This window comes from Atrimonas thermophila (assembly GCF_045864955.1).
GTDB classification, from domain to species: Bacteria; Atribacterota; Atribacteria; order Atribacterales; family Thermatribacteraceae; genus Thermatribacter; species Thermatribacter velox.
On the sequence record NZ_AP028803.1, the window covers coordinates 81,261 to 102,287 of the forward strand.

Genomic DNA, 21,027 nt, shown 5'->3' on the forward strand with positions numbered 1-21,027 from the left:
GTGGTGCGGGAGATAGGTTTCAACGACCGCTGGTTGACAGAAAATATTACCAATAAGACACCGCTTTCCCGTGCCAGAAAATCGCAGCAAGGCACTTCTCGTTTTGAAAACTTCCTGCAAGAGGAAGAAATACGTTTTTCCTTGCATGCTCGCCGCCGCATGGAGGAGCGAGGGATAAACTTGGACGGAAAAACTGCAGAACGCTTACAAGAAGGCATTTCCAGAGCCGCTGCCAAGGGTAGCCAGACTTCGCTGGTTATCGTGGACGGCGTGGGATTTGTGGTTAGGGTACCTGAGAAAACGGTTTTGACCTGTATGGAAGCTTCTCAGGAGAAAGTATTTACCAACATTGATTCAGCAGTGATTATTTAGATTGAATTTAGAGGGGCTGGACCGCTCAGTCGGGGGTCCCTTGAGGGGAGGTTGACAAGGTATGATGCGTTCTCTGTTTGCTGGGGTTTCTGGTCTGAAAAATCACCAGACCCGTATGGACGTAATTGGTAACAATATTGCCAATGTGAACACGGTGGCCTTCAAGGCCAGCCGGGTTACTTTTGAAGATATACTCAGCCAGACTATTGAGGGAGCAAGAAGTCCTGAAGCCGGTGGATTGGGGGGCGTGAACCCCAAACAGGTGGGACTGGGTACTGCCATAGGAAGCATAGACACCATATTCACAGCAGGCAGTTTGCAGACCACTGATAATCCCACCGATTTCGCCATTCAGGGTTCAGGCTTTTTTGTGGTTAGCGACGGTGAACAAAACTACTACACCCGTGATGGGGCCATGAAAACCTCTGCCGATGGTGCACTGGTCAACAGTAATGGTTACCGCCTTCAGGGGTGGATGGCTGACTCAAACGGCAACATTGACACCACTCAGGCCTTACAGGACATCGTCATTCCAGTGGGGACCCAAATGAGCCCTAAGGCCACTGGCAATGTGGGTTTTGAGGGCAACCTGGATGCCAACGCAGCAACGGGAGATAGCTATTTCACCAGCGTCCAGGTTTATGATTCTCTGGGAAATGTGCATAACCTGACCATTACCTTTGAAAAAACTGCCAATCCTAATGAGTGGACCTGGGAAGCCACTCTGGACGGTAGCGCACCCAGCTCAGGCGGCTCAGGCACTCTTTCTTTTGATCCGGCAACTGGTGAGGTGAGCTCAGGAGGCACCGGCAGTGCAACGTTCACGATTACTGGAGCTGAAGACCTTAACCTGAATTTGGATTTCTCGATTCTCACTCAGTTTGGAAGTCCTTCCACTGCTTATGTGGCTTCGCAGGACGGCTACGAAGCAGGGTCGCTCGACATGGTAACCACTGATTCAAGCGGAGTAATCACTGGTATTTTCACCAACGGTCAGTCCAAGCCTCTGGCCCAGATTGCTCTGGCTACTTTTTCCAATCCCGCGGGCCTGCTCCGGGTAGGTGGTAATCTATTTCAGATTTCCAACAACTCTGGCTTGCCCAGCGTCGGTCCTGCAGGAAGCGGTGGTCGGGGAAGCATTGCAGTGGGGGCATTGGAGATGTCCAATGTGGACCTGGCCCAGGAGTTTACCAATATGATTGTTACTCAAAGAGGTTTTCAGGCTAACTCAAAGGTAATAACTACTTCTGATGAGATGCTCCAGGATTTGATAAACATTAAACGTTAGTGATGTTTCCGGGGTTCCCTCTTAAGAGGGAACCCCGGAGGGGGAGGAAAAGATGATTGCAGTTACTCGTTTTAACGGATCAGTTTTTGTGGTGAATTCAGATTTAATCGAGACCATTGAGGCGACTCCGGATACGGTAATTACTTTGGTTACTGGAAAAAAGTACGTGGTTCAGGAAAAGGTGGAGGAAGTGATAGAAAGAATCATTGAATTTCGACGTAAAAGTGGCATGGCCCGGATATTGATTAATGAAATTCACTCTGAACGGGGGAAGGAGAATGGATAAGGCTACCCTTATTGGTCTGGCACTGGGAGTGGTTCTACTTTTCTGGGGGATGCTTGGTTCGGCAAGCCTGCAAGTCTTCATCAGTGTTTCTTCGGTTCTCATTACCGTTGGGGGAACTTTAGCAGCGACTATGATCAGCTTTCGTTTTGAGCAGGTGATGAAGGCATTCCAACTCTTCCAAATTGCCATGAAAGAGAAACTTCCTTCCTCGCAAGAGGTCATTTCGGTTTTGGTTTCACTTGCTGAAAAAGCTCGCAAAGAAGGACTGCTGGCACTTGAGGAAGAATCGGAACGTTTCGAAGACCCCTTTTTCAGAAAAGGCATTCAGCTGGTGGTCGATGGTACTGACCCTCAGTTGGTGAAGAGCATCCTGGAGACCGAACTTCTCTTTCTCGAGGAACGCCACAAATTAGGCCGCTCCATTTTCGAGACCATGGGTACCTTTGCCCCCGCTTTTGGCCTTATTGGAACTCTCATTGGTCTGGTAGCCATGCTGGTTAACCTTGATGACCCCAAAAAAGTCGGACCTGGTATGGCAGTGGCACTTCTGACCACCCTGTATGGAGCCATCATCGCTAATCTTTTCTGTCTTCCAGTGGCTAACAAACTTAAGTTGCGAAGTCAGGAAGAAATCCTGCTTAAAGAAGTTATCATCGAAGGTATCCTGTCTATTCAGGCTGGAGATAATCCGCGCATTGTTGAGGAAAAACTCAAATCCTTCTTTGCTCCTCAGGTTAGGGAAGCATTTGAGCGGGAGCGGGAAACCGGAGAGCGAGTTATAACTTTGAGAAGAGAAGCAGGAGGTTGATGGAAAAATGCCAAGGCCCAGAAAGAGTGAAGAAGCACCTCCGGGTGCGCCCTTGTGGACTCAAACCTATGGCGACTTTATGTCGCTTCTACTTTGTTTTTTTGTTCTTCTTTTTGCGTTGTCCACTATTGATGTGGCTCGTTTTAAAGAGGTCATTTCCTCTATTCAGGGTGCGCTGGGTGTCCTGGAGGGTGGCCCCAGGGTTTTACAGCCCTCGGATATCCCGGTTCCTAAGCCCCCTACCCAGATTAACCCTTCGGGCCTTGTGGAGTTGAAACTGGCTGGTCTACAGAGAGAAATTGAGAAAAAGCTCATTGAGGAAAAAGCGATTTCTCCTGAGAAAGTAGATATCAAGATTGATGAGCGTGGTCTGGTGATTACCTTTCTGGATAACGTTTTCTTTGACTTGGGGAGTGCCGACTTGAGGCCGGAGATGATTCCGGTTCTGCACGCAGTCGCTGATGTTTTAAGGGACATTGATAACTCGGTGCGCATTGAAGGGCACACTTGTGATTTACCTATCAATACACCCCGCTTCCCATCCAATTGGGAGCTATCTGCAGCCAGGGCCATTGCAGTCCTGCGCTACTTTGTTGAGCAGGAAGGGATGCCTCCTGAGCGTTTGATAGCCGTTGGTTACGGGCAGTATCGTCCTTTGGTTCCCAACCTTGATGAGGAGCACCGGAGAAAAAACCGCCGGGTGGAAATAGTGATCTTGCGTGGAAAGGAGGCGTAAACACCATGCCAGAAGAAGTAAAAGCTCAGGAAGTAGAAGAAACTGTAGAAGAGGAAAAAAGCTCTTCTCCAATGAGAAAAATCATGCTTTTTGCCACTCTGGGACTGGTTGCTTTTATGGGTTTTTTCTACGTTAAGCAGAGCGGTCTACTGCAAAAGTTTCTGGGAGCAAGGGAGGCTAAACCCAAACCACCCCTCGTTTACACTTTTGACCAGCAATTTCTGGTCAACCTTGCTGATAAGGATGTGTTACGCTATGTTAAAGTGGTGCTGGGTGTGTCCACTCGCGATCAGAAAGTTATCGATGAAATTAAAAAACGCATGGTGGAGGTCAGGGATGCCATCATCCTGGTGATCAGTTCCCGAAATTCTGAAGAGCTTCTTAAGCCAGAAGGGAAGGAAAAGCTGAAGCGCGACATTCGGGAAACGCTTAACGGTCTTTTAAGCAGTGGAGAGGTAGAAGAAATTTATTTTGTTGACTTTGTGATGCAGTAACCACGAGGGCGTAAGGCATGAGCAAGGAGATTCTTTCTCAGGAAGAAATTGATGCGCTGCTTAAGGCCCTTACTGAAGGAGAAGAAACCGCTGAGGCTGTTAAGCAGGAAATAGAGAAAGAAAAAGTCTCGGAGAGGCGGGTTAAGGTCTACGATTTCAGAAGGCCAGAGCGATTTTCCAAAGACCAAATCCGTACTTTCCACATGATATTTTCGGCTTTTTCGCGCCTTGCTTCTACCAACCTGGCGGCTTTTTTGAGAAGCAGAGTACAGATTAACCTTCTTTCTGTTGACCAGCTCACTTATGATGAATTTGTGCGCTCAGTGCCCAGTCCAACATATTTGTGCATTTTTTCCATGCTGCCACTTGAGGGAAGATGTCTGCTTCAGATTAGCTTGGATATCGTCTTTTTGATGTTGGACCGCCTTCTGGGAGGCCCGGGAGGGGTCCCGGCTCATATCCGAGCCCTTACCGAGATTGAAAACCGAATCATGGGTGGCATTATGGAGAGAGTCATGATGGCTATGACCGAGGCTTGGAGCAGCATTTACAGCATCGAACCCCGGATTGAAGCGATGGAGTCTAACCTGGAATTTGTGCAGATTGTATCCGGCAACGATATGGTGATTCTCTTTAGCTTTGAGATTGAAATAGGAGATCGACAGGGAATGTTGACCGTTTGTATACCGTATATCGTGGTTGAGCCGATTACCAGAAGCTTGAGCGCTTCGCTGTGGTTTGCTTCTCGGAAAAGTAGTGATCCAGAGACCCAGAAAAACGTGGAACGCTTGATGGGTAAAGTGAAACTCCCTATTTCCGTGGAGCTGGGAAGAACCAACATTTCTCTCGGCGACTTTCTGGAACTCGAGGTGGGGGATGTGGTGGTGCTTAATCAGAGGCTTAACAAGCCACTTAATATCCGGGTGGGTAAGAAGGTGAAAATGGTTGGTGTTCCTGGGCGTGTAGGCAATAGAATTGCGGTGCGGGTAGACCGCTTGAAGGAGGAAACGAATCATGAGTGAAGAACTCCTAACTTCTCAAGAAAAGGATGTGTTGGGGGAAATATCTAACATTTCCATGGGTTCTGCAGCCACAGCCTTGAGTGGTCTTTTGGGAAAAAGAGTGGAAATAACCGTTCCTCGAGTTGAAGTAGTTTCTTCGCAGGAAATGGATGCCTTTTTCCCGGAAGAACATATTATGGTGAAGGTGCTCTATGCAGAGGGTTTGCGAGGAAGTAATATCCTGCTCATCAAAAACGAAGATGCTAAAGCCATGGTTAGTCTCATGATGGGTGGCGATGGGAAAAGTGATCTTCCTCAGGAGATTGACGAGCTGGGAATCAGCGCACTTGGTGAGGCCATGAACCAGATGATGGGTTCTGCTTCAACAGCACTTTCTGATTTTTTGGGCCTTCGAGTAAGCATTTCTCCACCGGAGGTAGTTTTTGAGAATGTTTCTGAAGCGGAAAGGAGATGGGTAGAGGAGCAGAGTGAAGAATCCCTGGTGGCTATCACCTTTCGCTTGGTGGTGGAAGATGTTATCGATAGTTCCATGATACAGCTGGTTCCCTTGAGTCTGGCCAAAGAAGTTGTTAGCTCACTTCTTCCTGGGGAAGAAGTTGTGGTGCCTGAAGAAACGAGCGAGGAAGAGGAGAAAGCAGAACTTGAAAGTGGTGGTGCCGAGGAGACTGGCGCGAGGGAAGAGGAGCAACCTCTTCAGAAAAAGAGTAAGCCTACCGTTGAAGCAAAAAAGGTGGAGTTTGCTGAATTTAAAAAGCGAGAAGAAGCAGCCGAAAAAATTAACCTGGAATTGCTCATGGATGTAAGCTTACCCGTGATTGTGGAGCTGGGAAGGACTCGCCTTGCCATAAGTGAGATTCTGGATTTAGGCCCCGGTTCCATCATTGAGCTTGATAAGCTGGCTGGTGAGCCGGCGGATCTCTATGTGAATGATGTTCTTTTTGCCCGCGGTGAAGTAGTGGTGATTGAAGAGAATTTTGGAGTGCGGATTACCGAGATTATAAAACCTGAAGAGCGCATTAAATCCTTAAAAGAAGCGAGGGCTCAATAGTCGTGAGATTGCTCCGGGTTTTCTGGTTGTTTTTTTTGTTCCTACTTTTGGAAAGAGCAGCTTTTGCTCAGGATGAACTCGAGCTTCCTGAAGTTGCTCCTCCTTCCTTTTCAGGGGGGGTCGATGTGCTCAGGGTAGCTCTGGCCTTCCTGTTCGTTATTCTGTGTTTATGGGGTCTTTACTACTTTCTGAGGCGTTTTGCAAGGGAAAAACCCCGTCTTGCCTCCTCTCGGTACATGGTTCTGCTGGATTTTTTCCCGGTCAGCCAGAAGCTCTCAGTGTACCTTTTTCGAGTTGGGGAACGGGTAATCATGCTGGCCCAGAGTGGGAACACGGTTCGGGAAATTGCGGAATTCCAGATGGAAGAGCTTGAGGAGCAAAAACCCACGTCGTCCGGTTTCACTTCCTATCTGGATCTCATTCTGGGGCGGAGGAAGAACGATTAGTATGAGAGGCTGGTCACCTTTTTTGAGAATCAGAAAATACTTTTACTGGGTGGTACTGCTTGGTTTGGTGCTGGCTACCTTTGGTTCAGCCCTGGCTCAGGAGACTCCCCTTTTTATCCCCCGCATTTCCATTGAACCCCAAACTGCCGAACAACCTGAACAGTTCGTGTTTACTCTGCAGGTTTTGATTTTTCTGACTGTTTTGAGTCTGGCTCCAGCCATTTTGATTCTGCTCACTTCTTTCACCAGGATTGTGGTGGTGCTGGCTTTTGTACGCAATGCCTTGGGTTCTCCTCAGATACCCCCCACTCCGGTTTTGATAGGACTGGCCCTGTTTTTAACCTACTTTGTTATGGCGCCTACTTTCTCTCAGCTCAACCAGGAGGTATTAACGCCCTTTATGGATGGTGCTATCACCCAGAATGAGGCTCTCAACAAGGGAGAAGCTATTCTGCGCGATTTCATGTTCCGCCAAACCCAGGAAAAAGATCTGGCACTTATGGTTTCTCTGGCTAAAATTCCCCGGCCCAGAAACCGCGATGAGGTGCCTACTTACGTCCTCATTCCGGCCTTTGTTTTGAGTGAGTTGAAAATTGCTTTCATGCTGGGGTTTATCATCTACGTTCCTTTTCTGCTCATTGACATGGTGGTGGCCAGCATTTTGATGTCCATGGGGATGATGATGCTTCCACCGGTGATGATTTCTCTTCCTTTCAAGATACTGCTTTTTGTGTTGGTAGATGGCTGGGAATTGATAACCCGGGGCCTGGTGCTCTCAGTCCGTTAGTTGAGGTGAGAACAGTTGCTGGAAAGCTTGGTACTGGAAATCGGAAGGGAAAGTTTACTGCTGGTCATGAAAGTTGCCCTACCCATACTGGGTGTGGCACTACTTGTGGGTATTCTGGTGAGTATCTTCCAGGCGGTTACCCAGATCCATGAACTGACCCTCACCTTCGTACCCAAAATCCTGGCGGTGTTTCTCATTCTGGCTTTGCTCGGCCCCTGGATGTTGCGGGTTTTCATGGATTTTGCGGCGGGTCTTTTCTGGAATCTGCCTTCTTTTATCAGGTGATATGAGCTACATCTTGGAAGTTCTGGCTAACAATATCTTGCCGTTTATCCTGGTCTGGGTGCGCTTTTTGGGTCTTTTTTTGATGGCTCCAGTTTTGAATTCTCGCTTTATTCCTCCGCTGGCCAAAATCGGTCTTGCTTTCCTGGTGGCGGTCATGGTTTTCCCTCTTGTGGATTTTCCCCAGAGCTGGACAGCCCTGGATGCTCGCTATTTGACAGCTGTTTTATCGGAGAGCCTCACCGGCTTTGTGCTGGGATTAATCGTATCCTTTGTTTTTGCTTGTATTCAGATTGCCGGCGAGATAATCGATTTTGAGATGGGATTCAGTTACGTTAATGTAGTTGACCCTCTTTCCAACCTGGGCGCTTCAGTGGTCGGTCAGTTTTACCTGATGCTGGCCACTCTTTACTACTTGGGCATTGACGGTCATCACCTTGCTTTGCGGGCATTGGTACACTCTTTCCGCTTTCTTCCTCCGGGGAGTTTCTTGCTGGGAGAACACCTGCTTGCTCCTTTTCTTAACCTGGTTCAGGAGGTCATGGTAGTAGCCCTACAGATTGCGGCTCCAGTTATGGCAGCTCTCTTTCTAACCAATCTTACCCTGGCAATCATTTCTCGGGCCATACCCCAGATGAATGTGTTTGTGGTAGGTTTACCTCTTAATCTGGGAATAGGAATTTGGGTTATCCTTTCTGCTTTGCCTTACTTTTTACCTGTTTTGGGGCGAGTTACCGAGCTTTTTGTAGGAGCGCTTCTGCGTTTCCTGTCTCCTGCAGGCTGAAATTTGGCAATTAAATTTATCTGCAATTTGCAGGTGATGATTTATGCCGGCTCAGGAGAAAACTGAAGCCCCAACGCCAAGGCGCAGAGAGGAACTGCGGAGAAAAGGGCAGGTTCCAAGGAGCGTAGATTTCAGCACCGGTTTTGGATTCTTGGCCACCTTTTCTGTGGTGAGCTTTCTGGTTACTTCACTGATGCAGCAGTGGGAAGACTTTACCAGCACTTTCTGGATGAGTGCTTTCCGGCTTGAAGAAAGAGGCGTGGAATGGACTCTGGACCTTTTTAAGACCGTTTTTCTTTTCTATGCCCGGATGGTGGCGCCGGTGGTGCTGATTGCTGCAGGAATGGGCCTTTTCCTGGGTTTTTTGCAGACTGGTTTTGTGGTTTCCTTTGAGAAGTTAAAACCCCAATTTCAATATGTTAATCCTTTGAAGGGTGTGGAAAGGCTTTTTTCGCTACGCACTTTTATGGAGTTTTTGAAAGTGAGCTTGAAGGTGCTGCTTGGCATAGCACTTGCTTATCTCATTCTCAAATCAGTACTACCTGGGCTTTCTACGCTCTCCTTTATGGAACTCCGCTCCGCTCTTTTCCTGGTTGGTGGCGTGGCGAAGAAGCTGGGTTTTTCTCTGGGGGCTTTATTTTTAGGTATCGGTTTCTTCGATTTTTTCTACCAGCGCTTTGAGTATGAGCGCAATATCCGGATGACCAAAGAGGAACTCAAAGAAGAACTCAAAAAAACCGAGGGTGATCCCCTGGTGCGTTCCCGAATACGCTCCAAGCAGCGAGAGATAGCTCGTCTGCGCATGATGCAGGAAGTGCCCAAAGCACAGGTAGTGGTTACCAACCCCACCCATGTGGCTTGTGCACTGCGTTACGAGCGTGGCGTGATGAGAGCGCCGGTTTTGGTGGCCAAGGGCAAGAATTTTCTGGCCCAACGCATCAAGCAAATTGCCAGGGAGCATGAAGTGCCCATTGTCGAAAACAAAAAGGTGGCCTGGGACCTTTATAAATCCTGCAAGGTCGGGCAGGAAATACCGGGTTTTCTCTATCGAGCGGTTGCCGAAATCCTGGCCTTTGTTTACAGGCTTAAAAAGAGCAGGGTTTGAGGTGAAAATATGGACAGCGTGAAGACTCTGGTCAGGACTCTGGAAAGTGGTAAAAAATACAGCGATTTCATTTTCGCCTTCGTTTTTATACTGATTATTTTGATGATGGTCATCCCGCTTCCGCCATTTGTGGTTGATTTTTTCCTTAGTTGCAACATCACTCTGGCGGTGCTGACTTTACTTTCCACCAGTTATGTCACCAATCCCCTGCAATTTTCAGTGTTTCCCTCGCTTTTACTTTTTGCTACGCTCTTTCGATTGGCGTTGAATGTCTCCACAACCAGGTTGATTTTGCTCCATGGTTATGCTGGAAAACTTATCGAAGCCTTTGGACACTTTGTAGTGGGTGGCAACTACGTAGTGGGGTTCATCATTTTCCTGATTCTGGTAATTATTCAGTTTGTGGTTATCACCAATGGAGCCAACCGTATTGCTGAGGTTGCTGCCAGATTTACTCTGGACGCTATGCCCGGAAAACAGATGAGTATCGATGCTGACCTCAATGCTGGGCTTATTGATGAAAATGAGGCCAAGCGTCGCAGACGTGAGATAGAACGCCAGGCGGAATTTTATGGAGCAATGGATGGTGCCAGCAAGTTTGTGCGCGGGGATGCCATAGCCGGCCTTATTATCACCCTGATTAACTTTTTGGGCGGAGTGATTGTAGGGAGCATGCAGCGAGGGCTTTCCATGAACGAAGCCCTGCAGACTTACGCGCTTTTAACGGTGGGCGATGGTCTGGTTGCCCAGATTCCAGCTCTTTTGATTTCCACTGCCAGTGGTTTGATCGTTACCCGGGCAGCGAGTGAAGACAATCTGGGTAAAGATCTCGCTCGAGAAATAACCCGTACTCCCCGGGTTTTGATGATTGCTGCTTTCCTTTTGCTGGTTCTGGGTCTTCTTCCAGGCTTACCAAAAATTCCCTTTTTCCTGCTCTCTCTTGGATTAGCTGGTTTTTCCTATTTGCGAAGCAGAGCCAAAGTGGAGGAAGCAGCGGCTTCTGTAGAAAAGACGCCGGAGATTGAAGAGCTTCCCAGAAGCGTGGAAGATATTGCCCAGATGATCGAGGTGGACCCCATCGAGCTTGAGGTGGGTTACGGTTTGATACCGCTTGTGGATCCTCAATCTGGTGGAGGGCTATTGCGCAGGATCACCCAGATGCGTGTGAACCTGGCCAGAGAAAAAGGTTTCGTTGTTCCGCCGATAAGAGTACGTGATAATCTACATCTCCAGCCCAATGAGTACGTGATCAAGATACGGGGTGTGGAAGTTGCTCGGGGAGAAATTCTACCCAACCACTATCTGGCCATTCACCCTGAAAGCAGAGAAGTCAAAATCGAGGGCATTCCCACTAAGGAACCGGCTTTCCAACTCCCCGCCTACTGGGTTAACGAAACCCGGCGGGAAAAGGCCGAAATGATGGGATTCACGCTGGTTGACCCCGAATCGGTGCTGATTACCCACCTTTCTGAGGTGGTTAAAAAGCATGCGCACGAGTTAATCACTCGTCAGGATGTCCGCCTGCTCCTTGAGCAGGTGAAAAAGACCAACCAGGCGGTGGTGGAGGAACTTATTCCTTCCCTGATGACAGTTGGAGAGGTTCAAAAAGTGTTGCAGTATCTCCTTATGGAAGGCGTTTCGATTCGGGATTTGCCTATGATTCTGGAGGTCCTGGCAGATTACGCCCCACAGAGTAAAAACATTGAAGACCTTACCGAAATGGTGCGCAGAAGGCTGGGCAGAATGATTGTGAGGCAGTACATTACCGGAGATGGCAAACTGCACGCTCTGGCACTTGATGCATCTTTAGAGCAGAAAATCCTGGGAGTAATTGAAGGGAGAGAAACCATCGATCCTGAGAGGTTCCGCAAGGTATTGCAGGGGGTTTCTTCTGGCATAGAGTATCTGGTAAATGCGGGTTATTTCCCCTTGCTGGTTGTAACTGGTAAAATTAGGAGAGGTTTCCGAGACTTGATTTCTGGCTATCTTCCTCAAGTGGTGGTCCTCGCCTTTGAGGAAGTACCCAGAGACGTGGAAATCAAAATCGAGCGTGTGGTACGGAGTGAGTAGTCTTGGAAGTAGAAAGGATTTTTCAAGTTAACCGTAAAGCGAGCATCGGGGTTTTGTGGAAAGGTTCTCATGGTGAAGATACATGGCGCTTTTATCCCAGCAGGATAGAAAGCATCAGAAATAATGAAGTTTGGTTTGCTGCTCCTCAAGAGCGAGGCACACTGGTTCCGATTGGCAAAGGGGATCCGGTGCAGGTTTACATTGTGGGTGACAACGAAATCTTTTTCTTTGAAGGGAAAGCAAAAGAGCGTCAGCGCAAGGGAAATCTGGCCTATTTGATTCTGGAGCTTCCTCAAAAGGTGGTGCGCAAACAGAGGCGTAACTATGTTCGTCTGGATATTTCTCTGCCGGTCTGTGTGCGGGATGAGGAATCCCTGGTAGAAGGCTTGACCAAAAACATAAGCGGGGGCGGAATGCTGGTTTCCTTTGGAGATCACAAAAATCCCTTTCCTGCCGATGCTCAGGATTTGTTTTTCATGATTGGTCTTCACAACGGCCAGGATATCTTTGGCAAGGCGCGTGTGGTACGCAAGGAAGACCCTTCTACCTATGCTTTCGAGTTTACCGATATTCAGGAAGCGGATCGAGAAAAGATTGTGAAATTTATCTTCCAGAAGCAAATTGAAATGAAAAAGAAAGGACTGGTTTGAAGTGCGAAAGATCAGAGCAATGGTTGTTGATGATTCAGCGTTTATGCGGCGCATGATAGGCGATATTCTGGAAAAAGCTGGCATAGAGGTGATTGCGGCGGCACGTGACGGTGTTGAGGCGCTGGAGAAACTCAACGGGTTTACACCGGATGTTATTCTCCTTGACGTTGAGATGCCCCGCATGAATGGCTTGATTTTTCTTGATGAAGCCATGCGTAGAGGTCCTTATCGGGTGGTTATGCTCAGTGCCTTAACCGGGGAGGGAAGCCAGTATACCATTGAGGCACTGGAGCGAGGAGCTCTGGATTTCATCCAGAAACCTTCGGGAAGCATCTCTCTGGACATCGAAAAAAAGGCTGAGGAGATTGTGAGTAAAGTAAGGGCTGTGGTTGAGGTCCCGCTTGAGAAGCTGCGGGATTTTAAGGCGCTAAGGTTTCCTTCAAGGGAAGCTGGTAAAGTTGAAAAAGGAATGGCAGGAGGTGAAGCCATAGCGGAAAAACTGGTTTTCATTGCTTCTTCTACGGGTGGTCCCCGTGCCTTGAAAGCACTTTTTGCTGGTCTCCGAAACCTCAAAAAAAGCTGTGCAGTCATCGTACAACATATGCCAGCAGGTTTTACGACTCGCTTTGCCAAACACCTTGACGATATTGCTCCTTTTTCAGTGATTGAAGCCTCCGGTGGTGAGCTAACCTGGATTAACCGGGCTTTTCTGGCTCCTGGGGGGAAGCACCTTTTGATGAAAGAGGACAAAAGCCTAGTTTTAAATGATGACCCACCAGTTGCCGGGCTTAAGCCCTGTGCGGATCTAACACTGCTTTCTGCGGTAAAGGCTTTTGGAAAGAACATTCTGGCAGTGGTGCTGACTGGTATGGGGAAGGATGCCCTGGAAGGTTGTCGGGCCGTAAAAAACTCTGGAGGAAAAGTGGTGGCTGAAAGTCAGGATTCAGCGCTCATTTTTGGCATGCCTGGGGCAGTGGTCAGGGAGAACCTGGCTGACTGGGTACTTCCCCTGGAAGCAATTCCTCGGGTAATTCTTGAGTGGGACGAAGCGTAAAGGAGTGAGACTTTTGTTTTCGAAGGCAGAGCTGGAACGTTTGCGCCAGGCAGTCCTCAAGAAAACGGGTCTGGACCTTGGGTATTACAAGGAGAACCAGCTTCAACGCAGGTTAAAATTTATCATTCAAAGGGCTGGAGCGAAAGATGTAGAGGAGTATGTTGAGCTTTTTTTAACTCGTCCTGAGGTGGTTGAGGAATTTAGAAATCGCTTTACAATCAATGTTTCCGAATTTTTCAGGAATCCCGAGAAATTTGAAGAACTCGGAAAGAAAATTTTGCCCGACATCCTGGCCAGAAAGAACTCCTCAGCCCTGCGGGTTTGGAGTGCAGGGTGTTCCATTGGAAGTGAGCCCTACTCTTTGGCTATTCTTTTTGAGGAAAAAGGTTTACCTGGTGGATACCAGATATGGGCCACCGATGTTGATTATGATGCTCTGGAAGAAGCCAGAGGGGGGGTATACAGCAAAGACTACCTTAAGAATGTTCCTTCAGAGCTTTTTAAGAAATACTTTGTGCCAGAGAGTGAAAACCGGTTTGCGGTACGGCCGTTACTTAAAAGACACATTGTTTTTGAAAAGCACGATTTGCTGAGAGACGAAGTCAAAAAACGCTTTGACCTTGTGGTGTGCCGTAATGTGGTTATTTATTTTGAAGATGAGGCAAAGGAAATCGTGTTTGATAAGCTCGCTCAATCTCTGGAGCGTGGGGGGTATTTGTGGATTGGAAGTACTGAGCGCATAAACAATGCACAAAAATTTGGTTTGCGGTACGTTTCTCCTTTCTTCTATCAAAAGGAATAGGAGTTGTTGTGCGGTGGGGCTTTCTTTCGATAATCTCAACGATTTGCAGCTTGATGCTTTAAGGGAAATAGGGAATATTGGGGCTGGCAATGCAGCGACCGCTCTTTCCAAGATGGTGAACAAAAAAGTTACCATGACTGTTCCCCGGGTCGCTTTGTTGCCTATTAAAGAGGTCCCTAACTGGCTGGGAGGTCCGGAAAAAGAGGTGCTCGGGGTTTACCTTGCTGTTTCCGGGGAGGTAACCGGGCATATTCTGTTCATAATGACGGTGGAAAACGCTTTAAAGCTGATGCGTATGTTGCTTGGAGACTTGGCACCATCTGACATCAGTGCGGTTTTCGAGCCCGACGAAATGTCAGCTTCTGCCATGAACGAAATTGGCAATATTCTTGCTTCTTCCTATCTTACAGCACTTGCTGATTTTACGGGGTTACGCCTGGATCATTCCGTGCCCTCTTTGGCTGTGGATATGGCTGGTGCGGTGGTGGACTTGATTTTGATAGAAATTGCTAAACACGGTGATTACGCTCTGTTGATTGAAACCGAGTTTGTGGAAGAAGAAGACCACGTGGAAGGCTACTTTATGTGGAAGGCTACTTTATGTTGATTCCAGATACTGGTTCCCTGGAAATTATCCTGAAAGCGCTGGGTGTAGTGTAGATGAAAAAAAGTTCCATAGGAATGGCAGAATACAAAGTGAGTAAAGACCCGGAGGAGGTTCTGTGTATTCTGGGTTTAGGTTCCTGCGTTGGTCTTTGCCTCTATGATCCGGTGCGCAAAATTGGTGGTATGGTACACATTCTGCTTCCAGAAAAGATCGAGAAGCAAAACAACCCCTTTAAGTTTGCTGAAACTGCTCCTCAAGCGCTGCTCGAGGAAATGAAAAGGGAAGGGGCCTTAAAAAGGGACATTTACGCCAAGATATCTGGTGGGGCCATGATGTTTTCGGGTTCCAATTCCCTTTTTGATATTGGACAGAGAAACGTGGAAATGACCAAAAAAGCCCTTGCGGAGTTGGGCATACCTATCAAAGCAGAGGAAGTTGGTGGCAAAAAAGGAAGGAGCATATTTTTTTACGTGAAGGATGGAAAACTGGAAGTGAGAGCTATTGGGAGGGAGATCATCACTCTTTGAAATGCAAGGCTCAGGAAAAATTGCCCGTATTTTTGCTTTTCTGATTGCCTGGTGCGCAATTACCGTTTTTGCAGTGGTAGGTTTGCTGCGAGGGTTTTCTTTGTTTGCCCTTGTTTTGAGGGCTTTGCTGCTTGGAATCGTGGTTTTTTACCTGGTTTATTTTTACCTGAGCTGGTTTTTAACTCGCGGGGAAATCAATTCTCAAAAAGAGGAGTAGTTAAATGAAAGTGGTAACCGAAAGAGAAAAGCTCTGGGAAAGCTACTTAAAAAATGGAGACCCAAAGGCCAGGGAAGAACTGGTGGTTTCTTACCTGTATCTGGTGAAGATAGCCATAGGGAGACTGCTTTACCTTCTGCCCCCTCATGTCGACCGTGAAGACCTGGAAAGCTATGGAGTTTTGGGTCTTATCCAAGCTCTGGAACGCTTTCGCCCTCAAAAGGGTTTGAAGTTTGAAACCTATGCTCTTTCCCGTATCAGGGGTGCGGTACTCGATTACCTGCGTTCCCTGGATCCATTGACTCGCACTCAGAGAAAAAATTTGCGAGAAGTGGTTCGTGCCTGGAGGGAATTCGAAAGCCGAGAAGGTCGGGAGCCCACCCTTGAGGAGCTGGCTGAAATAGTGGGTCTTTCCATAGAAGAGCTTTCCTGGATGGTCGAGCAAAGCAGGGGAGGTTTTTTACTTTCGCTTGATGAAGAGATTCCTGGCGGTGATAACTCACTTGGAGATACCATTCGTGAGAGGCGAGAATACATCGACCCTGAGAAGGTGCTGGAGAAGAAAGAACTTATGGAAGCACTCAGTGAAGCCATTAAAGAACTCCCCGAGCGGGAAAGGTTGTGCCTTACCCTCTATTATTACGAGGGTTTGACTTTGAAAGAGATAGGGAGCATAATGGGGTTAGGGGAATCCCGTGTTTCGCAGCTCATTTCTCGAGCTCTTTTGAAAATCAAGGTAAAGATTCTCGCTTGGGAAGGGGTACGAAATGGGTGAACAGAAAAGGAAATTGGATGTTCTCGAAGAGGAGGGGCGCATTCAGCTTCTCATTCCTCAAGACCGCATGAGGGCCGAGTTGATAGTCAGGAAGCCTTTGTCTGAAGAAGAGATTAGCAACTTCGAGAGTGTAGGTGAGTTTTTGAGTCGCAAAGGTATTGTTTCGGGTCTCAAGGAAGAAGTTCTTCAAGACTCGAGTGATATTCTGAAAAAGCCTGGTTCGTATCTCCTTGCTCAGGGTAGGCTCCCCGTTCGGGGTAAGGACGGGTGGGTGAAGCTCTTCTTCGAGGAAGAAGTCACAAAAGAGATTATCAGCGAGGAAGATAGAATCAACCTTTTTGGGGTTACCAGGGTACCGGAAGTAAGACCGGGAGATTTGCTGGCTGAAATTATGCCTCCCGAAGAAGGGGAGCCTGGTGAAGATATTTTTGGCAATCCCGTTCCACCGCTTCGGGGCCGAGAGGCCAGAATAGCAGCTGGTAAAAATGCCCGGTTTTCTGAGGATGGAAAGCAGGTGTTTGCCACTATTGCAGGGCGACCACAGCTTTTGGGCAATCGGATAACTGTTCATCCAGTTTTTGAGGTGAGGGGGGATGTAGACGCCCAGACCGGGAGCGTTTCCTTTGTGGGCAGTGTGGTAGTAAGGGGAGATGTACGCAGCGGTTTTTCGGTAGATGCAGAGGGGGATATCGAAGTCTGGGGAGTGGTGGAAGCAGCTTCCTTGAGAGCAGGAGGCCACATTCATATCCGCAAAAGCTTTGTGGGTTCTGGCGCTGGTGTTGCCCAGGCTGCTGGTAACGTACGAGTAAGGATGCTTGAGAGTGCCACCATCATTGCCGGGGGAGATGTATTCATTGAGGAAGCTGCTTTGCATAGTAACGTTTCCTGTGGGGGAAACTTGATCGTTGATGGAAAGAAAGGCCTTCTGGTTGGCGGTCAGGTAAGAGCAGGGGGATGGCTGTGGGCCAAAGTGATCGGGTCACCTATGGGGACGAAGACCTTTATCGAAGTTGGTGCATCGCCTGAGCTGCGGGAAGAGTACAGAAAAACCAGAGAAGAGCTTGAGCGAATCCAGTGTGAGTTGTCCCAGACTGAAAAAGCTTTGACACTCCTTTTGCGTAAAAAAGCCCAGAGGAAGGTTCTGGACGACAGATTTACGGAAATGTTTACCAAGCTCCAGGTTACTCATGGTCTTCTGAGTAAAAAGAGAGAGTTTCTTCAGAAGCGTCTGAACGAGATTGAGGATGAATTGAGCCGGCGTGAAAGCAAGGTCCTGGTTGAAGAAAAGGTGTATCCTCAGGTCAGAATCACCATAGGCAATTTTACCTATGTGGTGCGGGAAGAGATTCCCTATGCTTCTTTTGAAGTAAAGGGAGGGGAGATAGTTTTGGGCAGTTTTGAGCGCCCGAAGGTGAGGTTGAATGGTTGATCCGGTGAATATGCAGAATACCGTCGCTCGGGTGGGAGAAGTGGCCAGGTTGCAGAATGTGCGTGAACATGCTCCTGAGCTACAGGGAGCAGCTTTCTCCCAAGAGTTGAGGAAACAGGCTGAAAGAGTTGCGGAAGAGGTCGCTAGCTCTCCGAAGAAGGAACGCCTGAAGCCACGAGAAGAGAAAGATTCAAACAAAAATGGGAAGAAAAGCCAATCGCAAAAAGCGAAAAGGAAAACAGAAAGCAGTTCCAGTGGTTCTTCTCCTGAGGATGAGCGCGGGCAGCTTCTGGATGTTAAGGCATAGGTGATTTGCATGGTAAAAAATATCCTTGAAGACGAGTTGCGCAGGTTAATTCCCCGGATTTACGAGCTGAAGCCTGAGCTCTGTCGCTGTGAGCAGTGCACAGAAGACCTTCTGGCTCTGGCCTTGCAAAAATTGCCGCCTAAATATATTTCTCGCCCGGTGGGGGAGGTTTATGCCCGGTTAGAGCTTGAGAGTGTCCAGGCTCAGGTGGATATGCTCGAAGCATTGCTACAGGCAGCAGATGTGGTGATTGCTAATCCCCGCTGTGGAAGGAAAGCCAACTCTTGAATTTTATACTGGTTAAATAGAGTTGAAAAAAATTCTAAAAATGATTATACTGTCAGGGCGAGGAGAGGTGGCCGAGTGGCTGAAGGCAATCGCCTGCTAAGCGATTAGGCGGGGTGAAACCTGCCTCGAGGGTTCGAATCCCTCCCTCTCCGCCAGCAGAAAAAGATACAGCCCGGGTGGCGCTTGAAGATGGAGCAGATTTTTTATCTCTCTCTACCGCTTGTTTCTTACCAGAAAGCCTGGGAGCTCCAGCTCTCTCTGGTGGAAAAAGTTTACAGAGAAAATCTTCCCGGTTTTTTGCTTTTGCTGGAACACCAGCCGGTGATTACCCTTGGGCGTTCCGCAAATACAGCTAACTTGCGTTTGTCCCTGGAAAGACTGCGCGAAAAGGGTATTGAAGTTTTCTGGGTGGAGCGGGGTGGTGATGTAACTTACCATGGCCCCGGGCAAATTGTGGGTTACCCCATCTTCAACCTGCGTTTTTTTGGGAAAGACGTTCACCTTTTTGTGCGTTCTCTTGAAGAGGTCTTAATCCGCTTTTTGCAGGGCTATCAGGTAGAGGGTTTTCGCTTTCCTCCTTACACCGGGGTATGGGTTAATCAGCAAAAGCCTGAGAAAATTGCTGCTATAGGCGTTGCAGTTCGGCGCTGGGTAACTTTTCATGGATTTGCATTCAATGTTTCAACCAGTCTTACTCCCTTTAGTTATATAGTTCCCTGTGGCATCCAGGGGTTTGGTGTTACCTCTCTTGAAAAGTGCACGGGAAAGGAATATTCTTTTGAAGAGCGTAGGGCCATGGGCAGGGAAATTGGAAAACTCTTTGAAGAGGTGTTTTCTTTTCCCGTGAAGGAGCTCAGTGCGGCCAGCCAGGGCGTGCTTTTGGATTTTCTCGAAAAAAACGGTAAGGAGAGTTGGTCTCTTGCTTCCCTCCTGGATTAAGAAGCGTTTTCCTCCTCAGGAAGAGCTGGAAAATATGCAGCTTCTTCTGCGTACCCTCCATCTGCACACAGTTTGTGAGGGAGCACGCTGTCCCAACATTGGAGAGTGCTTTCGCAGGGGAACTGCTACTTTCATGATTCTTGGCGAAGTGTGTACTCGTAATTGCCGCTTTTGTGCAGTGAAAAAGGGCCATCCTGCTCCCTTAGATCCTGAAGAACCGAGAAGGGTTGCTGAGGCGGCCCGCAAGCTCAATTTGCGCCATGTGGTGGTTACCTCGGTAACCCGGGACGACCTTGAAGATGGGGGAGCCTCAGTTTTTGTGCAAACTATTCGAGAGATACGCAACCTACTTCCCGGTGCCACCGTGGAGATACTGACTCCAGACTTTATGGGGAATGAAAAAGCGCTGCTCTCCATAGCTCAGGTTCCCCCGCACGTTTTCAACCACAATGTGGAAACCGTGCCCCGTCTTTATCGTGAGGTGCGTCCCCAAGCTTCCTACAACCGCTCTTTGAGAGTGCTTGAACTTGCCAAGCAGGTGATGCCTGGGGTGTTTACCAAGTCAGGCTTGATGGTGGGTTTGGGGGAAAGTCGGGAAGAGGTTATCTCGGTTCTTGGAGATTTAAGAAGTGTGCGCTGTGACATTGTCACCATAGGTCAGTACCTGCGTCCCACCATGCAGCATCTCCCGGTAGCTCGCTTTGTGCCTCCTGAGGAGTTCAAAGAGTATGAGGAAGTTGCGTATTCCATGGGTTTTCGCTGGGTGGCCAGTGGTCCCTTTGTGCGTAGCTCTTATCTTGCTGATGCCTTTTTTGCCAGCTTAGAAAAGGGTGCTCGAGAATGATCTGGTTGCTTTTGATTTTCTTGCTGGGGGCGTTTCTTTTTATAGGCTGGCTGTTGCCGGTTTTTTTTGTGGGCATTCCCTGGCAACCCACCGACATGCAACGAGTGCGGAAAATGCTTTCCATGAGCGAGGTTCGCCCGGGAGAGGTGGTTTACGACCTGGGTTGTGGAGACGGGCGCATTCTTATCTGTGCTGCTCGGGAATTTGGAGCCCGGGCGGTAGGGATCGAGCTCAACCCCTGGTTATATTTTCTGGCCAAACTCAAAGTTTTTCTCCTGGGTCTTTCTGGTCGGGTCAAGGTCTACTGGGGCAACATCCATAACTTTCCCCTTCACGAAGCCGACGTAGTCACCATTTTCCTGTTTCAGCACGTGAATGACCAGCTGGAGAAAAAATTCGCTTCTGAGCTCAAGCCGGGAGCCAGAGTCGTCTCCTACGTATGGGTGCTCAAAAACTGGGAACCAACTATGGTGGACACCGTAGGACGCCTTTACCTTTATCGCAAAGAGTAAGAGTTTAAGCAAAAGGCTGCTGGTTGGTTAGATACCCAGCAGCCTTTTGCTTTCTAACCAGCAACCTTCTTTTTAACGTAGTTCATAAGCCCCCCTTCCCGAATGATATTCTGGATGAAGGGTGGAAAGGGAGCAATGGTCAGCACCTTTCCAGTAGTCAGGTTGACGATTTCCCCTTTTTCAAAATCGATTTCCACGTCATCACCTTCGTTTATTTCTTGCGTGGCATCAGGGTGTTCTACGATGGGAAGACCAATGTTAATGGCGTTGCGGTAGAAAATGCGGGCGAAGGAATCGGCAATAATGGCCTGGACACCAGAGGCCTTTATGGATAGGGGCGCATGTTCCCGGGAAGAACCACAGCCAAAGTTTTTCCCTGCTACCAGAATGGTTTGAGGAGTGACCCGTTCTCTGAATGTGGGGTCCAGGTCCTCCATGCAGTGCTCTTTCAGGACCTGAGGGTCAGTTGTGGTGAGGTAACGGGCAGGGATTATCACATCGGTATCCACATTATCTCCATATTTGATAACTTTGCCTTTGATTTTCAC

The 21,027-nt window shown here is 48.4% G+C and carries 28 protein-coding genes and 1 tRNA gene; 28 read left to right on the forward strand and 1 reads right to left on the reverse strand.

The window, feature by feature from the left end:
• From ACKTT1_RS00410 to ACKTT1_RS00545, 28 genes are all read left to right on the forward strand, one after another.
• Positions 1-372, forward strand: coding sequence for a TIGR02530 family flagellar biosynthesis protein (locus ACKTT1_RS00410; RefSeq protein ID WP_412710515.1), 372 nt, complete (start codon positions 1-3; stop codon positions 370-372).
• 61 nt (positions 373-433) lie between these two features.
• On the forward strand, positions 434-1,660 hold the full coding sequence (locus ACKTT1_RS00415; RefSeq protein ID WP_412709764.1) for a flagellar hook protein FlgE: 1,227 nt from the start codon (positions 434-436) through the stop codon (positions 1,658-1,660).
• A 52-nt stretch (positions 1,661-1,712) separates the two neighbouring features.
• The gene (locus ACKTT1_RS00420; protein WP_412709765.1) at positions 1,713-1,946 is read left to right on the forward strand and encodes a flagellar FlbD family protein; all 234 of its coding nucleotides are present in this window, start codon (positions 1,713-1,715) and stop codon (positions 1,944-1,946) included.
• Positions 1,939-2,754: a motility protein A gene (locus ACKTT1_RS00425; protein ID WP_412709766.1), complete on the forward strand. Its 816-nt coding sequence runs from the start codon at positions 1,939-1,941 to the stop codon at positions 2,752-2,754. Before ACKTT1_RS00420 ends, ACKTT1_RS00425 begins: the two co-directional genes overlap by 8 nt.
• A gap of 7 nt (positions 2,755-2,761) precedes the next feature.
• Positions 2,762-3,490, forward strand: coding sequence for a flagellar motor protein MotB (locus ACKTT1_RS00430; protein ID WP_412709767.1), 729 nt, complete (start codon positions 2,762-2,764; stop codon positions 3,488-3,490).
• A 5-nt stretch (positions 3,491-3,495) separates the two neighbouring features.
• The gene (gene fliL, locus ACKTT1_RS00435) at positions 3,496-3,984 is read left to right on the forward strand and encodes a flagellar basal body-associated protein FliL (RefSeq protein ID WP_412709768.1); all 489 of its coding nucleotides are present in this window, start codon (positions 3,496-3,498) and stop codon (positions 3,982-3,984) included.
• 17 nt (positions 3,985-4,001) lie between these two features.
• A complete protein-coding gene (gene fliM / locus ACKTT1_RS00440) occupies positions 4,002-5,006 on the forward strand; it encodes a flagellar motor switch protein FliM (protein WP_412709769.1) in 1,005 nt (334 codons plus the stop codon).
• Complete coding sequence (gene fliY, locus ACKTT1_RS00445) at positions 4,999-6,054, forward strand: flagellar motor switch phosphatase FliY (protein ID WP_412709770.1); 1,056 nt, start codon at positions 4,999-5,001, stop codon at positions 6,052-6,054. The genes fliM and fliY overlap by 8 nt, the downstream gene beginning before the upstream one ends.
• A gap of 47 nt (positions 6,055-6,101) precedes the next feature.
• A complete protein-coding gene (locus tag ACKTT1_RS00450; protein ID WP_412709771.1) occupies positions 6,102-6,500 on the forward strand; it encodes a FliO/MopB family protein in 399 nt (132 codons plus the stop codon).
• Position 6,501: 1 nt separating this feature from the next.
• Positions 6,502-7,287 (forward strand): flagellar type III secretion system pore protein FliP, encoded by a 786-nt coding sequence (gene fliP, locus ACKTT1_RS00455; RefSeq protein ID WP_412709772.1) that lies wholly within the window; start codon positions 6,502-6,504, stop codon positions 7,285-7,287.
• Between the two features lie 18 nt (positions 7,288-7,305).
• Complete coding sequence (gene fliQ, locus ACKTT1_RS00460; protein WP_412710516.1) at positions 7,306-7,572, forward strand: flagellar biosynthesis protein FliQ; 267 nt, start codon at positions 7,306-7,308, stop codon at positions 7,570-7,572.
• Position 7,573: 1 nt separating this feature from the next.
• Entirely contained in the window at positions 7,574-8,353 is a 780-nt protein-coding gene (gene fliR / locus ACKTT1_RS00465) for a flagellar biosynthetic protein FliR (RefSeq protein WP_369018076.1), read from the forward strand.
• Between the two features lie 43 nt (positions 8,354-8,396).
• Positions 8,397-9,458, forward strand: coding sequence for a flagellar biosynthesis protein FlhB (gene flhB, locus ACKTT1_RS00470; RefSeq protein ID WP_369018075.1), 1,062 nt, complete (start codon positions 8,397-8,399; stop codon positions 9,456-9,458).
• Positions 9,459-9,467: 9 nt separating this feature from the next.
• On the forward strand, positions 9,468-11,528 hold the full coding sequence (gene flhA / locus ACKTT1_RS00475) for a flagellar biosynthesis protein FlhA (protein WP_369018074.1): 2,061 nt from the start codon (positions 9,468-9,470) through the stop codon (positions 11,526-11,528).
• Between the two features lie 2 nt (positions 11,529-11,530).
• On the forward strand, positions 11,531-12,178 hold the full coding sequence (locus ACKTT1_RS00480; RefSeq protein WP_369018073.1) for a flagellar brake protein: 648 nt from the start codon (positions 11,531-11,533) through the stop codon (positions 12,176-12,178).
• A gap of 1 nt (position 12,179) precedes the next feature.
• On the forward strand, positions 12,180-13,232 hold the full coding sequence (gene cheB, locus ACKTT1_RS00485; protein ID WP_412709773.1) for a chemotaxis-specific protein-glutamate methyltransferase CheB: 1,053 nt from the start codon (positions 12,180-12,182) through the stop codon (positions 13,230-13,232).
• Positions 13,233-13,245: 13 nt separating this feature from the next.
• On the forward strand, positions 13,246-14,034 hold the full coding sequence (locus ACKTT1_RS00490) for a CheR family methyltransferase (protein ID WP_369018071.1): 789 nt from the start codon (positions 13,246-13,248) through the stop codon (positions 14,032-14,034).
• Between the two features lie 13 nt (positions 14,035-14,047).
• Positions 14,048-14,641: a chemotaxis protein CheC gene (locus ACKTT1_RS00495; RefSeq protein ID WP_412709774.1), complete on the forward strand. Its 594-nt coding sequence runs from the start codon at positions 14,048-14,050 to the stop codon at positions 14,639-14,641.
• 53 nt (positions 14,642-14,694) lie between these two features.
• Positions 14,695-15,168 carry a chemotaxis protein CheD gene (locus tag ACKTT1_RS00500; RefSeq protein WP_369018069.1) on the forward strand — a complete coding sequence of 158 codons (474 nt, stop codon included), beginning with the start codon at positions 14,695-14,697 and terminating at the stop codon, positions 15,166-15,168.
• Position 15,169: 1 nt separating this feature from the next.
• Positions 15,170-15,385 (forward strand): hypothetical protein, encoded by a 216-nt coding sequence (locus ACKTT1_RS00505; protein ID WP_369018068.1) that lies wholly within the window; start codon positions 15,170-15,172, stop codon positions 15,383-15,385.
• A gap of 4 nt (positions 15,386-15,389) precedes the next feature.
• Positions 15,390-16,160 (forward strand): sigma-70 family RNA polymerase sigma factor, encoded by a 771-nt coding sequence (locus ACKTT1_RS00510; protein ID WP_412709775.1) that lies wholly within the window; start codon positions 15,390-15,392, stop codon positions 16,158-16,160.
• Positions 16,153-17,589 carry a DUF342 domain-containing protein gene (locus ACKTT1_RS00515; protein WP_369018066.1) on the forward strand — a complete coding sequence of 479 codons (1,437 nt, stop codon included), beginning with the start codon at positions 16,153-16,155 and terminating at the stop codon, positions 17,587-17,589. The genes ACKTT1_RS00510 and ACKTT1_RS00515 overlap by 8 nt, the downstream gene beginning before the upstream one ends.
• The gene (locus ACKTT1_RS00520; protein WP_369018065.1) at positions 17,582-17,896 is read left to right on the forward strand and encodes a TetR family transcriptional regulator; all 315 of its coding nucleotides are present in this window, start codon (positions 17,582-17,584) and stop codon (positions 17,894-17,896) included. The genes ACKTT1_RS00515 and ACKTT1_RS00520 overlap by 8 nt, the downstream gene beginning before the upstream one ends.
• Positions 17,897-17,905: 9 nt before the next feature.
• Positions 17,906-18,184: a late competence development ComFB family protein gene (locus ACKTT1_RS00525; RefSeq protein WP_369018064.1), complete on the forward strand. Its 279-nt coding sequence runs from the start codon at positions 17,906-17,908 to the stop codon at positions 18,182-18,184.
• A 61-nt stretch (positions 18,185-18,245) separates the two neighbouring features.
• A tRNA-Ser gene (locus ACKTT1_RS00530) sits at positions 18,246-18,339 on the forward strand.
• Positions 18,340-18,373: 34 nt separating this feature from the next.
• Positions 18,374-19,123, forward strand: coding sequence for a lipoyl(octanoyl) transferase LipB (gene lipB / locus ACKTT1_RS00535; protein ID WP_369018063.1), 750 nt, complete (start codon positions 18,374-18,376; stop codon positions 19,121-19,123).
• Entirely contained in the window at positions 19,104-19,967 is an 864-nt protein-coding gene (gene lipA / locus ACKTT1_RS00540; protein WP_369018062.1) for a lipoyl synthase, read from the forward strand. The genes lipB and lipA overlap by 20 nt, the downstream gene beginning before the upstream one ends.
• The gene (locus ACKTT1_RS00545) at positions 19,964-20,479 is read left to right on the forward strand and encodes an SAM-dependent methyltransferase (RefSeq protein WP_369018061.1); all 516 of its coding nucleotides are present in this window, start codon (positions 19,964-19,966) and stop codon (positions 20,477-20,479) included. Before lipA ends, ACKTT1_RS00545 begins: the two co-directional genes overlap by 4 nt.
• Positions 20,480-20,532: 53 nt before the next feature.
• On the opposite strand, the gene leuD is transcribed toward ACKTT1_RS00545, so the two are convergent.
• Positions 20,533-21,027, reverse strand: a complete 495-nt coding sequence (leuD, locus tag ACKTT1_RS00550) for a 3-isopropylmalate dehydratase small subunit (protein WP_369018060.1) — start codon at positions 21,025-21,027, stop codon at positions 20,533-20,535.